The organism is Streptomyces sp. Ac-502, from assembly GCF_045222935.1.
Classification (GTDB): domain Bacteria; phylum Actinomycetota; class Actinomycetes; order Streptomycetales; family Streptomycetaceae; genus Streptomyces; species Streptomyces monomycini.
In genome coordinates this window covers 1578421-1590893 of record NZ_JBHFFO010000001.1, presented here as the reverse complement: position 1 = coordinate 1590893, position 12473 = coordinate 1578421, and the positions used below count along the sequence as shown (strand labels likewise).

Genomic DNA, 12473 nt, shown 5'->3' with positions numbered 1-12473 from the left:
GGAAGGGGTAGGTGGGGAGGTCGGGGTGGGGGGTGGTGTTCGGGTAGAGGTGCTGCCAGTCGGGGGTGGTGGTGTTGGTGGTGTGGAGGTGGGCGAGGGTGGTGGTGAGGGTGTGGGGTTCGGGTTGGTTCTTGCGGAGGGTGGGAATGGAGACTGCGTCGGGGTGGGTGTGCTGGGTGTGGGTGGTGAGGCTGGTGTCGGGGCCTATTTCGAGGTAGGCGGTGGTGCCGTGTTCGTGGAGGGTGGTGAGGGCGTCGTGGAAGCGGACGGTGTTGCGGGCGTGGTCGGTCCAGTAGTCGGGGTGGGCGAGGTCGTGGTGGGTGGCGGGTTTGCCGGTGAGGGTGGAGATGAGGGGAGTGTTGCGGGGTGGAAGTCCAGGTTCTGGGTGACGGTGCGCAGGTCGTCGAGCATGGGTTGCATGTGGGGGAGTGGAAGGCGTGGCTGACGGTGAGCTGCCGGGTACGGATGCCGCGCTCTTCGAGATGGCTCTGAAGCACGGTCAGGGCGTCTTCATCACCCGACAGAACTACCGAGTGTGAGCTGTTGACGGCGGCGAGCGCGACGACTCCTCGGCGGCCTCCAGCAGCGGCTGGACGGTCTGCTGGTCGGCTTGTACGGCCAGCATCGCACCGCCGCTGGGCAGCGCTTGCATCAGCCGTCCGCGCTGGACGGCCAGGCGCGCAGCGTGCGACAGGCTGAGGATGCCGGCGGCGTGGGCCGCGGCGATTTCTCCGATGGAGTGCCCGGTGACGTAATCCGGCCGGACCCCGAAGTGCTCCCAGAGCCGGAACAGCGCGGTCTGGAGCGCGAAGAGGGCAGGCTGCGCGTACTCCGTACGCTTCAGCGCCTCGGCATCACCCAGTACCTCATGCAGTGAGCAGCCCAGCCCCTCCGCCTGCAAGGCCGCGTCAACCTCATCGAACGCGTCGGCATACGCGGGGTACGCGGTGTAGAGCTGCGCCCCCATGTCTGCCCGCTGGCTCCCCTGCCCCGAGAACAGGAAGGCGATACGGGTTTCGTCTCCGGCACTGTCGGCGTGCCCGTGGACCACATGGGCCGCGTCCTCGCCCCGGGCGATGGCCTCCAGCCCGCTGAGGAAGTCCTGCCGCTGCTCGGCGACGACCGCCGCCCGGTGGGCGAAGTGCGTACGGGTCGTCGCCAGCGCCAGCCCGACCTGTGCCGGGCGGAGGTCCGGCTGGGCCGTGACCAGGTCGAGCAGCCGCGCGGCCTGGTCCCGCAACGCGCCCTCGCTCTTCCCCGACAGAACCCAGGGCACGGCCCTCTCCCCGTCGTCCGCCGGCTGCGACGGCCCGGCCGGTGCGGGGCCTTCCTCCACGATGACGTGGCAGTTGGTCCCTCCCATGCCGAAGGAGGAGACACCGGCGATCAGCGGACGGTCCGGCCTGGGCCAGGGGCCAAGTGCGGACTGCACCCGGAGGTTGAGTTCGTCCAGGGGGATGCGCGGGTTGGGCGACGCGTAGTTGAGGCTGGGAGGCAGCTCGCGGTGGTGGATGCTCAGCGCGACCTTCAGGAGGCCGACGATGCCCGCCGCGCCCTCCAGGTGGCCGACGTTGGTCTTGGCGGAGCCCACCGGCAGCGGGTGGTCGCGGCCGGGATCGGTGCCGACGGCCGTGCCCAGTGCCGCGGCCTCGACGGGGTCACCGACCGGCGTGCCGGTGCCGTGGAGTTCGACGTACTGCACCTCGGACGGGGCCACGCCCGCGTGGTGCCGTGCCAGCCGCAGCACCTCCGCCTGGGAAGCCGCGCTGGGCACCGTCAGGCCGTCCGTGGCGCCGTCGTTGTTGACGGCGCTGCCACGGATCACGCAGTACACGCGGTCGCCGTCGCGCAGCGCTTGGTCCAGCGGCTTCAGGACGATCAGACCACCGCCCTCGCCCCGTACGTAGCCGTTGGCGCGCGCGTCGAACGTGTAGCAGCGGCCGTCGGACGACAGGCCGCCGAACTTCGCCGCGCTGACCGTGCTCTCCGGCACCAGGTTGAGGCTGACGCCGCCGGCGAGCGCGAGCACCGACTCTCCGCGCCGCAGGCTCTCGCAGGCCATGTGCACCGCGACCAGGGAGGAGGACTGGGCCGTGTCGACCGTGAGGCTCGGGCCGTGGAGACCGAGAGTGTAGGAGACGCGGTTGGCGATGATGCCGCGCTGGAGTCCCGTCAGGGTGTGCCGGTCGATGGCCTCGGCCCCGCCGCGCCGGGTGAGGGTGGCGTAGTCGTCGCCGATGGCGCCGGCGAAGACGCCGGTGCGGGTGTCCCGGAGGTCGGCTGGCAGGACCCCGGCGTCCTCCAGGGCCTCCCAGCTCAGCTCCAGCATCAGCCGCTGCTGCGGGTCCATGGCTGCGGCCTCGCGCGGGGAGATGCCGAAGAACGCCGCGTCGAACCCGCCCACCTCGTCCAGGTAGCCGCCGCGGCGGGTGGGAGTCTTGCCCAGGGCGTCGGGGTCGGCGTCGTACCACGCCCCGGCGTCCCAGCGGTCGCGCGGCGTCTCACCGATCGCGTCCACCCCCTCGCGGAGGACGTCCCAGAAAGCACCGGGGTGCGGGGCCCGGGGAAGCCGGCAGGAGAGGCCGATCACGGCGATCGGAGCGTCCTGGCCACTGAGCACGCGAGAGGCTTGGGGTTCGGTCTGACGCACATAGGACTCCATGGCGTCCATCCTGGGAAGCGCGCATAACGCGGCCCTAACTTGAGCCTTACCGTGCCGAGCGCCCGGCACCGGCGCGCTGACGCTGCGACCTGCGGCTATCACATCCCGTGACCGCGCGCGGCCGCCACCCCCGCCCCGGGGCCAGAGCGCGGAGAAGACCGATGGCGCGATCGATGACGAGCCCCCCGACAAGCCCCCTGAGTCCGTTGTGAGGCGTGCCGGTGCTACCGGGACGGTGACCAGCGGAAAGTGGCCTGCGGTGAGGCGTGCGCGGTCCATGTTCTGGGCCTCGATGACGAAGCCGAGTTCCGGTCGCATGGCGTCGAAGACCACACCCAGCATGGCGTCGATGTCGATGGTGGCGTTGAAGACCGGGGCGCGTCCGGCGAAGAACCGCGCCGCCCGGCGCAGAGTGCGCATCGACAGCCGCACGGACAACGGCGCCCCGTCCAGCGGTGGGCCTGCGCCAACGGCGTCAGGGGCCAGCTCTGGATCAAGCCGGGAGCTGGGAGCCAGGTCATCCGCAACTACGGGTCGATTTCGCAGCCTTCCTGTCTGAAGCCGTTGGCTGGGCGGTGCGGTGCTTCTCGGTATGGCCGGGTTGCCGATCGGTACCCCGCGCAGGCAGACGGCGGCAGTGCTTGGTGCCTGGGGCAAGGTACGGGAGAACAGCCGGGCCCGGGCCGGACGTGGTGCGTTGCGCACCCGGGCCTGTCCAGATGAACGGTGGTCACGAGACCGCGTGCCCCGGTTCTTGCCCGAGGTGATGACCAGCTCGCGGGCGGGCCCGGATACGGTCGCACCGTGGCCCGCAGGCTGCGGGTGTAGGCGGCCCTGGCCTCGTCGACCACCTTCGGGCACCCATGGTGTCGGCCGTGCTCGCGGGCGGCACCATGGCCTCCAAGATTTCCTGCGGGATCTGCTCGCGCGCGGCCTCGGCCGGATGAGAGTGCACACCGGCGATCTGATGGCACTCCGGCGCGCTGGTTCCGGGGGAGGCCGGCGGCCGGCTCAGTAGAGGGATGCCAAGTTGTTCTCGGCCCAGAGCTTCTCGGCGTCGGAGCCTGCCGGGGGCGGCACGAGCCCGTTGATCATCCAGAGGTCGTCGCTGGTCTCGTCGACGTGGAACTCCCAGTGCAGCCCTGCGCTCCGTTCGAGATGGGGCTGCAGCATGCCCCTGATCCATTGGGCGGTCCGGCGTCGGCTCTGCTGGTCGGGGTTGCGGCGGGCGATGTGGTCGATGGTGATGCGGACCCCGGCCGGGGCGGGCTCTCCGCCGACGTAGAAATCCTCTGGCCGGGTCTCGTGGAAGAGCGTGACCACGTAGAACCGGGGCAAGCCGACCTCTTCGTAGTGGTCAGCGATGTGGGAGGCGAGCCGGTGCTTCTCCGCGTCGGTGAAGGTTCCGGGTGTGTGGTGAATGGTCCACAGTGGCATGGCGGTCGGATACTCCTCGAAATGTTGGGGCGGGGTGTCAACGGGCGGCGGAAAAGGCCAGGTGTTCCACGGGGCCGGACAGTGCTGCCTTGGCAGCGGCCGAGACATCGTCCGCGAGCACCTCCGTGGCCTCGGCCTCCAGACCGTCGACGATCCGCGCGGCCACCTCGGCCGGCGTCGCCTTCGGCAGTTCGATGGCGGAGGTCATCCCGGTGTCGATGAACCCTGCGTGTACGCCGACGACCTGGGTGTTCTGGCGCCCCAATTCGAGTCGGAGCGAGTTCGTGACGGACCACGCCGCCGCCTTGGACGCTCCGTAGGCGCCGCTGCCGGCCAGCCAGGACAGCACGGAGTGCATGTTCACCAGTGCGCCCCCGCCGTTCGCGGCCAGGATCGGTGCGAACGCTCGTGCCACCCGCAGCAGCCCGAAGACGTTGACGTCGAACGTCGTGGTGACGCGTTCGAAGTCACCCGTGAGCAGTGGAGCCGACAGCAGGACTCCAGCGTTGTTGAACACGATCTCGGCATCGGCGGCGGCCTCCGTGAGGGCGGCGGCCGACGCCTCCGAGCGGACCTCCAGTTCAGCGGTAACCACCTCCGGGCGGTTGTCGGTGTACGCCGAGCGCGCGGTCGCGTACACCTTTCGCGCCCCGCGTGCCAGCACTTCGTCCACCAGCGCCGCGCCGAGTCCCCGCCGGCCCCCGGTAACCACAACCACCTTGCCTGCTACTGCAACCACAGCATCTCCCACCTGGATAACGAGGTCGTTAGCGAGATCGAAGCACGTCCCGCTGGATAACGCAATCGTTAGTTACAATGGCGGGGTGGCGATGAACTTCGAGGAGCGGCTGCACGACCGGGACGCGTGGTCGGTCGGCGACGGATGCTCGGCGGGGCGGGTGCTGGACCTGCTCAGCACCAAGACGGTGTTCCTGGTGGTCCGCGAATGCTTCTACGGCACCACCAGGTTCGAGGACTTCGTGGAGCGGATCGGGGCCTCGGCACCCGCGGTGTCCCGCGCGCTCAAACAGCTCAAGGCCGCGCAGATCGTCGCGCCCGTTCCCTACCGTGAACCGGGGAGCCGGGCCCGCGACGAATACCGGCTGACCGAGGCCGGCGAGGACCTGCTGCCGGTGTTCCTGTCGCTGATGCAATGGGGCGACAAGTACCTGCAGGACGACCGCCCGCCCCTGACGTTCGTCGAGGCCGGCACCGGCCGCCCGGTACGGGTTGGCGTAACCGCAGACCCGGCGCCGGAGACGGCGTCCGACGACATCGAGATCCGGCTGAACCCCGCCTGGCGGCGCGGCTGAACCGGACCGCCCGGCGAACAGACCAACCTCAGCGGCACTTCCTGTACCCCAACCACCGCCGACGCCGATTGCCTTGAATGCGCACGGGCGACATCCGTTCCGGCGTCCCCGCCCCCGGCCTCACTCGCCTGCGCCGGCGACTCGGAGCCGTGGAGTGCGCGCCCGTTCCCGCCCGTATCACCGCCCTGCATGACTACGGCTACGAGCTGGCACGCACGTCCCTGGCCGCCGGTTACCAGGACCTCGCCGCAGTGGGCAGGCTGCTGCCCCGCGAGATGCGTGGGAGGTCGCGCCTGTCACCGTCGGCAACGCCATCCTCGTCGGCGACGCCGCCGCCTGCGTCATTGCCGCGGGGCACGCCGACGAGGCGGTCGAGTTGTTCGAGACGGGCCGCAGCTTGCAGCGGGACCAGTTCCTGGCTCGCCCCGGAGACCGCCGCAGAGTCCCAGGGAACGCGGGTTCTGCTGACGAGTGGGTCGGCCGTCTCGGTCCAGTAAGAGAACTCCGGCAGATTCGTCCCGGCCACAAGGATGCCCCCGGCAGTGCGGAGCGGGGCCACCGTGGTCGCAACCGAACCAGACCCCAGTTCGGTTGATGAAGACGGTCGATCGGCGTGCGGAAACCTTCTCAGTGGCCTTCTCCACGGTCGGTGAGCGCGTAACGATCTGCTGTTTCTTCTTCCCGTTCGCGGGGCGGGCGGTCGCTTTCCCCGCAGTTCCACGGCCTGCCCCAGCTCGCGGGCCGGGCGATGTGATGGCCGGGCCCGGCTACCCGCGCTCCGCGGTGGTCAGCGCGTCCGCGGGCCCTTCCCCACGCTGTTCCGGTGTCAGGCTGGGAAAAGATCTCCGCCCGCCCGCTGTCCACCGATCGGTGGACACAGGACCGTCCCCTTGGTTGTACTACCGCGCCTTCGCAGCTGGAAATCTGGAGGCATGAGAGAAACAGCGATACGGGTGCGGAGCTTGTGCAAGAAGTACGGTGACCACCTCGCCGTCAACAACCTCGACCTCGACATCCGACGGGGCGAGATCTTCGGCATCCTCGGGCCGAACGGTGCGGGCAAGAGCACCACTGTGGAGATCCTGGAAGGCCACCGCAGCCGCGACCGCGGTGAGGTGGAGGTGCTCGGGGAGGACCCGGGGCGCGCCTCGCGGCGGTGGAAGTCCCGTATCGGGATCGTCTGGCAGAACGAGGTCGTCACCGGCGAGCTGACGGTCGCCGAAACTGTACGGCACTACGCCCAGTACTTCCCCGACCCGCGTGACCCCGAAGAGATCATCCACCTCGTCGGGCTCTCCGAGAAGGCAGGCGCCCGGGTCGGTGGGCTCTCCGGAGGCCAGCGACGCCGCGTGGACGTGGCCGTCGGTGTCATCGGCCGCCCCGAGCTGCTGTTCCTGGACGAGCCGACCACCGGATTCGACCCGGCGGCCCGGCGGCAGTTCTGGCACCTGATCCGGTCGCTCGCCCACGACGGCACGACCATCGTGCTCACCTCCCACTACCTCGACGAAGTCGAGGCGCTCGCCGATCGGCTGGCCGTCGTCGTCAAGGGCAAGGTCGTAGCCGAGGGCGACCCCGCCACCCTCGGCGGGCGCGCCCGCGCACGGGCAACCGTGTCCTGGCTCGCTCCGGAGGGCCCGAGGGAGTGCCACACGGACACACCCACCAGCGTCGTCCATGAGCTGGCGACGCAGTTCACCGGCGAGGTCCCGGAGCTGGCGGTCAGCCGGCCCACTCTTGAAGACATTTACCTCGGCCTCATCAAGGAGCAGGAGACAGCGGCATGACCCGGACTCTCGTGGGCGCCCCAGCAGCCAACCGGCCACATTCCGTCGGCGGGGGCGGCAAGCTGCCTGGCGCCTTCCGGCTCGGACTGCTCCGCGGCGGCCTGGAGCTCAAGCAGTTCTTCCGGGCCAAGGAAGCGGTCGTGTTCACCTTCGCCCTGCCGATCGTCATGATGGCGATGTTCGCCTCGATCTTCCACGACAAGATCCAGGGCGCCGGGATCACCGTCTCGCAACTGTACGTCGCCGCGATGCTCGGGGCAGGTCTGATGTCGACCAGCTTCCAGTCCATCGGTATCGGCATCGCCACCGAACGGGACGAGGGCAATCTGCGCAGGCTGCGAGCCATGCCCATGCCGCGCAGCTCGTACTTCCTCGGCAAGCTGTGGCTGGTCCTGGTGACCGGTGTGGCGGAAACCACGCTGCTGCTCGCCGCCGGCGTCGCCGTTTTCGACCTGAAGCTGCCCATGGCACCGGGCAAGTGGTTCACGTTCAGCTGGGTGCTGCTTCTGGGCCTGATCGCCTGCGCGCTGCTGGGCATCGCGATGAGCAGCGTGCCGCGCGACGCGAAGAGCGCCACACCGATCCTGATCCTGCCCTTCCTCGTCCTCCAGTTCATCTCCGGCGTTTACATCTCCATCAACAGCATGTCCGGCTGGATGCTCAAGGCCGGTTCGTTCTTCCCGCTGAAGTGGATGTGCCAGGGTTTCCGTGCGGTCTTCCTGCCCGACCAGGCGAAGGTGCTGGAGCAGGCGGGAGACTGGGAGCTCGGCCGGGTCGCCCTCGTCCTGGGCGCTTGGTGCATCGGAGGATTGGTTCTTTGCCTGACGACATTCCGCTGGAAGAGCCGGCGCGACGGATGACCGTGCCCTCAGCGGCCCCACAACCAGGCGTCCGCGCCCCGCACGCGTGGCAGCAGAACGCCTGGATGTGGGACCTTCACTTCGGGGTGGCACTGCTGGCGGCGGAACTCTTCGTCGTCTTCTCGCACGGACCGCAGCCGTGGGTCTCGCTGCTGGACGGCTGGCTGCTGCTGTCCGTCCCGCTGTACGTGGCCGTCGGGCGGCGCGCCCTCCTCCACGACCCGGAGAACTCCCCGCGCGCCCTCGCCTTCGGCACCGGGATGGCCGTGCTCTACACGCCCGCGGCGATCGTCGCTCAGGAGGCGTCCGTCGCCATGGTCGCCCTGGCACCGCTGTCTTACCTCCTGCTGTCCCGCTCCCGGGCGATGACTTTCCTACTGGTGTACAACTTCGCCCCAGTCGTCGGCTGGGCGGTCATGTGGTGGGGCGAGCCGGGGCGCTTCCTGCGCGCCCTGCTGATCGCCGCCGCCGTCGCCGGGTCCTCGCTGACCATCGGCGGGTGGGTGGAGAGCATCGCCGCGCAGAGTTCCGAGCGCGCGAACCTGGTCCGCCGGCTCCAGGACAGCCGAGACGAAGTGGCCCGGCTCTCCGTCGCGCACGGCGCCCTGCTGGAGCGTGAGCGGCTCGCCCGTGAGATCCACGACACTCTCGCCCAGGGCTTCACCAGCCTCGTGATGCTCTGCCAGGCGCTGGAGGGCGAGCTGGACCACACCACCGAACGGGCCCGCCGCTATATCGATCTGATGCAACGGACCGCCCGCGAGAACCTCAGCGAGTCCCGCTCCCTGGTCGCCTCCCTCACCCCGGCTCAGCTGGACAACAGCTCCCTGGACGAGGCCGTGAGCCGCCTCGGCGAGCGACTGGCCGAGGAACTGGGTATCACCGTGGACATCCGGGTCACCGGTACTCCGCGTACCCTGCCGCCCGCCGTCGAAGTGGTGGCCCTGCGCGCCGCCCAGGAGGCCCTGTCCAACGTCCGCAAGCACGCCGACGCCTCACACGTCGAGCTTGCCCTGGCCTACACCCCCACCAGCCTGGAGCTCACCGTGCGGGACAACGGGCGCGGCTTCTCACCCACCGCATCGGCCCAGGGCTACGGCCTGCCCGGCATGCGCGCCCGGGTCCTGGAGATCGGCGGTACGACACAGCTGACCAGCGCTCCAGGCGAGGGAACCCGGCTCACCGTACGGCTGACCGTGTCGCCCTGTCCCGACAACACCGACGGCTGTCCCGAACCGTTCCAGGAGACCAACCGATGATCCGCATCCTGCTCGTTGACGACCATCCTGTGGTGCGGGAGGGCCTGCGCGGCATGCTCGACGTCCAGCCCGACCTGGAGGTGGTCGGCAGCGCGTCGTCGGGTCCCGAGGGCGTCGCACTGTGCGCGCGCCTGAAGCCCGACCTGGTGCTGATGGACCTGAGGATGCCTGGCGGCGACGGCGTGGAGGCCACCCGCCAGGTCCTCGCCGAGCACTCCGGCACCCGCGTCGTGGTGCTCACCACGTACGAGACGGACCGCGACATCCTGCGCGCCGTCGAAGCAGGAGCCGCCGGTTACCTTCTCAAGGACGCCTCCAGCCGCGACCTCGCCGACTCCGTCCGAGCCGCTGTACGGGGCGAGACCGTGCTCGCCCCCACAGTGGCGGCGGCGCTCGTTTCCAGGCTGCGCGGTGGCGGTCCGGAGCGGCCGCAACTGTCACAGCGGGAGCTGGAGGTCCTGCGGCTGGTGTCCGAGGGATGCACCAACTCCGAGGTCGGCCGCCGCCTGTTCATCGGTGAGAGCACCGTCAAGACCCATCTGATGAGAAGCTTCGGCAAACTCGGAGTCTCCGACCGTACCGCCGCGGTCGCCCGTGCGATGCAGCTCCGGCTGTTGCCGACGGAGTGACCGGGCGCGGGCGCTCACGCCCCCGCGCCCCTGCGCTCGGCGTCGATGAGTGCCTCGGTGCGATGCGAACGGGCAACGGTTGGAGGCCGGAACAACCGAGCGGACCTCGCCCCATGACGTTCCGGCCGCTGACCGCTCGCCTCGGCCCCGCCAGTCCCCGGGCTTCACCTTCAGGCCCGGGTCTCGCCGAGGGCGCCCGTTCTTGCCGATCGCTGCACCCGCGGGTCTGCCCCAGTCGGTCTGCCCCAGTCGGCCGAACAGGGAAAGCGCTGGCCAGCCTCAGCCGGGTCTGCCTGGATGAACCTGGTGCGTCGGGTCCGCTGCGAGTCGAACTTCCCGCGGTACCGCGCTGGCGTGAGGCACAAGCTCCGACCTGCGCTTTCTCGCGTGCGGGAGTACGTTGGCGGTAGGCCGGGCCGTATCCGGGTGGTGTCCCACCCAGTCCCCGTAGCGTGCTTCCGGCTCCGCCCCGGCAACCTGCTCCGCGACCGGAGGCTGTCACGCCCGCACCAACCTTGACTTCCCCGGCCGTGACGGCACGAACGGCCCGTCACGAGAAGTACGGGCCCCCGCCACGCTGATAGAACTCGCCGACATCTTCGTCGCCGACTTCGATGCGGCCGACTTCCTCTACCGCGTCACCGAACACTGCACCGACCTCCTCGACATCGACGACGCCATCCTGATGCTCGCCGTCGAACCCGGGGCCCTGCGCCTGGTCGCCGCCGCCTCCGAAGCCGCCCGCGACATCGTTGACGGCACTGCCGTCCCCTCACCCGCGCACACCACAACAGCGTGAAGGCGTACCCGCCGCGACTGCGACGCCAGCCCATCAGCAGGCCGCCAGCCGACGGGGCCCCGCGGCGAAGAGCCGACACGGAGGCAACCCCGGCACACGGTGGGCGGGCCCGAAGCCGCGTAGCGTCGATGGGAGCCGGGCGCCGCCGCCCCGCAGCCAGTCAGACTGCCGCAGCGGCGTTCGTGGGAGCCCGGACGCAGGCTTCCCGGTGGTCCGGAACGTCTGCTCGGCCCTGTGCCGCATGAGAGCCTGCCTGACCAGCTTCGTACAGACAAGCGCCGCTGCCCCTGATCTCTCCAGTGCGACCTGCGGCGAGAATCTACGGGGCCGGCCGTGTCCGGCAGGCTTTTGGGCCTGCGCTCGGGTGCTGGCGAGGCGGTAGGAGCCGGTGCCGGCTTCGATGATGTCGCCGCCGAAGCTGAGGCGGCCGGCGATGGCAGCGCACAGCTGCGGACCGGTGAAGGTCTTGGCCGGTGGCACCGCCGTTCGCCACCAGGAAGGTGGGGGAATAGGAGCACTCGTCGGTGGGTTGCTGGACGTTGATCACGTATATGCGCTGCACGGATAAGGAACCGCCATGAGCCAGCTGCCCCTTGACATTGAAGCCCGCCACGACGGGCGCCTCGAAGGGCGCACGGTCGTCCTGATCGGCGGCGGTTCGGGTATCGGGTTGCGGGTCGCGCATCGTGCGGCCGCAGCCGGCGCTCGCGTCGTCCTGGGAGGCCGCACACCCGCGCGCCTGGCCGCCGCGGCGGAGCGGGTGGGTGACTCGGCGACCTGGCGGACCGTGGACGTCACGGACGGCGCCTCGCTCGCGGCGTTCTTCGCGGAACTCGACCACGTGGACCACCTGTTCACCTCCGCCGCCTCCTACCAGGTGGGCCCGATGCTGGAGCTGAGCGACGATGCGGCGGCGAGCCCGTTCGCCTCCAAGTTCTGGGGCCAGTACCACGCCGTGCGATGTGCCGCACCCAAGCTGACGGCGGATGCATCCGTGGTACTGATGTCCGGTGCCGCGGGCGCCCGGCCCCCGGCGCCCGCACCCGCCTATGCCGCGTGCAACGCGGCGATCGAAGGACTCGGGCGAGGGCTGGCCCTCGAACTCGCCCCGGTCCGCGTCAACGTCGTCTCGCCCGGCACCATCGACGGCAACCTCTGGGCGCAGCGTCCGGCCGCAGACCGTGAAGGCGCTTTCGCGCAGTACCGCAGGGACACGGTCCTGCACCGGCTGGGCACCGAGGACGACATCGCCCACGCTGTGATGTTCCTCTTCACCAACGGTTTCACGACCGGTTCCACCCTTTATCCCGACGGCGGCTACACCCTGCGGTGACTCCGTCCGCGGTTGGCGGATCGTGCCCCGGGCGTTTCGGCTTTGCGTTCCTCCGGCTTGGCCGCCACGATCTCTTCTCCGGACTGAGAGGCCATTTCACCTGAGGATGGAACGGACGGAGGATTCGTCCTTCGCCGTCATGATCCCCCGGCGTTCCGGAGCAGCTCCGGAGCCACCCGGTGAACGCCCCGGGCAGTCGCTCCAACTGCCCGGGGCCGGCGACGGCCCGGTCGTGCGGAGGCTCCCCGAGCCAGGTGACGAGAGCGCAATCGTCGAGGGCGTCACAGATGACCCCGGCGAAGTCGAGCGCCAGCATTCCCTTGTGGGCGCTGATCCGGCTGGGGAACCGGGTTTACTGCATGTCGGTGTGCGGCCGTCGGCCGTCTTCCCGGTG

At 70.0% G+C, this 12473-nt stretch carries 11 protein-coding genes and 1 pseudogene; 7 read left to right on the top strand and 5 right to left on the bottom strand.

The window, feature by feature from the left end; all coding sequences use genetic code 11:
• Positions 1-82 precede the first annotated feature (82 nt).
• Positions 83-445: a hypothetical protein gene (locus tag ACEXOX_RS07180; RefSeq protein ID WP_406519597.1), complete on the top strand. Its 363-nt coding sequence runs from the start codon at positions 83-85 to the stop codon at positions 443-445.
• A gap of 81 nt (positions 446-526) precedes the next feature.
• Here ACEXOX_RS07180 and ACEXOX_RS07175 read toward each other — a convergent pair whose 3' ends face one another.
• From ACEXOX_RS07175 to ACEXOX_RS07165, 3 genes are all read right to left on the bottom strand, one after another.
• Positions 527-3082 (bottom strand): beta-ketoacyl synthase N-terminal-like domain-containing protein, encoded by a 2556-nt coding sequence (locus ACEXOX_RS07175; protein WP_406519596.1) that lies wholly within the window; start codon positions 3080-3082, stop codon positions 527-529.
• 591 nt (positions 3083-3673) lie between these two features.
• Positions 3674-4099, bottom strand: a complete 426-nt coding sequence (locus ACEXOX_RS07170) for a tautomerase family protein (protein WP_406519595.1) — start codon at positions 4097-4099, stop codon at positions 3674-3676.
• A gap of 37 nt (positions 4100-4136) precedes the next feature.
• Positions 4137-4838, bottom strand: coding sequence for an SDR family oxidoreductase (locus ACEXOX_RS07165; protein WP_406519594.1), 702 nt, complete (start codon positions 4836-4838; stop codon positions 4137-4139).
• A 91-nt stretch (positions 4839-4929) separates the two neighbouring features.
• On the opposite strand from ACEXOX_RS07165, the gene ACEXOX_RS07160 reads away from it, so the two are divergent.
• Positions 4930-5412: a winged helix-turn-helix transcriptional regulator gene (locus tag ACEXOX_RS07160; protein ID WP_406526255.1), complete on the top strand. Its 483-nt coding sequence runs from the start codon at positions 4930-4932 to the stop codon at positions 5410-5412.
• A gap of 232 nt (positions 5413-5644) precedes the next feature.
• Here ACEXOX_RS07160 and ACEXOX_RS07155 read toward each other — a convergent pair whose 3' ends face one another.
• Positions 5645-5971 (bottom strand): amidase family protein, encoded by a 327-nt coding sequence (locus ACEXOX_RS07155; RefSeq protein ID WP_406519593.1) that lies wholly within the window; start codon positions 5969-5971, stop codon positions 5645-5647.
• A 373-nt stretch (positions 5972-6344) separates the two neighbouring features.
• Between ACEXOX_RS07155 and ACEXOX_RS07150 the strand changes: the two genes are divergently transcribed.
• From ACEXOX_RS07150 to ACEXOX_RS07135, 4 genes are all read left to right on the top strand, one after another.
• Positions 6345-7199, top strand: coding sequence for an ATP-binding cassette domain-containing protein (locus ACEXOX_RS07150; protein WP_406519592.1), 855 nt, complete (start codon positions 6345-6347; stop codon positions 7197-7199).
• Entirely contained in the window at positions 7196-8059 is an 864-nt protein-coding gene (locus ACEXOX_RS07145; RefSeq protein WP_406519591.1) for an ABC transporter permease, read from the top strand. The genes ACEXOX_RS07150 and ACEXOX_RS07145 overlap by 4 nt, the downstream gene beginning before the upstream one ends.
• A gap of 65 nt (positions 8060-8124) precedes the next feature.
• The gene (locus ACEXOX_RS07140; protein WP_406519590.1) at positions 8125-9318 is read left to right on the top strand and encodes a sensor histidine kinase; all 1194 of its coding nucleotides are present in this window, start codon (positions 8125-8127) and stop codon (positions 9316-9318) included.
• Positions 9315-9947, top strand: coding sequence for a response regulator (locus ACEXOX_RS07135; protein ID WP_406519589.1), 633 nt, complete (start codon positions 9315-9317; stop codon positions 9945-9947). Before ACEXOX_RS07140 ends, ACEXOX_RS07135 begins: the two co-directional genes overlap by 4 nt.
• Before the next feature lie 1138 nt (positions 9948-11085).
• Here the strand turns inward: ACEXOX_RS07135 and ACEXOX_RS07130 are convergent.
• A pseudogene (locus ACEXOX_RS07130) lies at positions 11086-11214 on the bottom strand (AAA family ATPase); the annotation flags it as partial.
• A 109-nt stretch (positions 11215-11323) separates the two neighbouring features.
• Here ACEXOX_RS07130 and ACEXOX_RS07125 point away from each other — a divergent pair.
• Complete coding sequence (locus ACEXOX_RS07125) at positions 11324-12079, top strand: SDR family oxidoreductase (protein ID WP_406519588.1); 756 nt, start codon at positions 11324-11326, stop codon at positions 12077-12079.
• The last annotated feature ends 394 nt before the right edge of the window (positions 12080-12473 follow it).

What these genes read in the sequence shown, in the direction of transcription:
- ACEXOX_RS07175 (WP_406519596.1), bottom strand. Translation starts at nt 3,082, where the DNA reads ATGCGCACTCTGCGCCGGGCGGCGCGGTTCTTCGCCGGACGCGCCCCG.
- ACEXOX_RS07170 (WP_406519595.1), bottom strand. Translation starts at nt 4,099, where the DNA reads ATGCCACTGTGGACCATTCACCACACACCCGGAACCTTCACCGACGCG.
- ACEXOX_RS07160 (WP_406526255.1), top strand. Translation starts at nt 4,930, where the DNA reads ATGAACTTCGAGGAGCGGCTGCACGACCGGGACGCGTGGTCGGTCGGC.
- ACEXOX_RS07150 (WP_406519592.1), top strand. Translation starts at nt 6,345, where the DNA reads ATGAGAGAAACAGCGATACGGGTGCGGAGCTTGTGCAAGAAGTACGGT.
- ACEXOX_RS07145 (WP_406519591.1), top strand. Translation starts at nt 7,196, where the DNA reads ATGACCCGGACTCTCGTGGGCGCCCCAGCAGCCAACCGGCCACATTCC.
- ACEXOX_RS07140 (WP_406519590.1), top strand. Translation starts at nt 8,125, where the DNA reads ATGTGGGACCTTCACTTCGGGGTGGCACTGCTGGCGGCGGAACTCTTC.
- ACEXOX_RS07135 (WP_406519589.1), top strand. Translation starts at nt 9,315, where the DNA reads ATGATCCGCATCCTGCTCGTTGACGACCATCCTGTGGTGCGGGAGGGC.
- ACEXOX_RS07125 (WP_406519588.1), top strand. Translation starts at nt 11,324, where the DNA reads ATGAGCCAGCTGCCCCTTGACATTGAAGCCCGCCACGACGGGCGCCTC.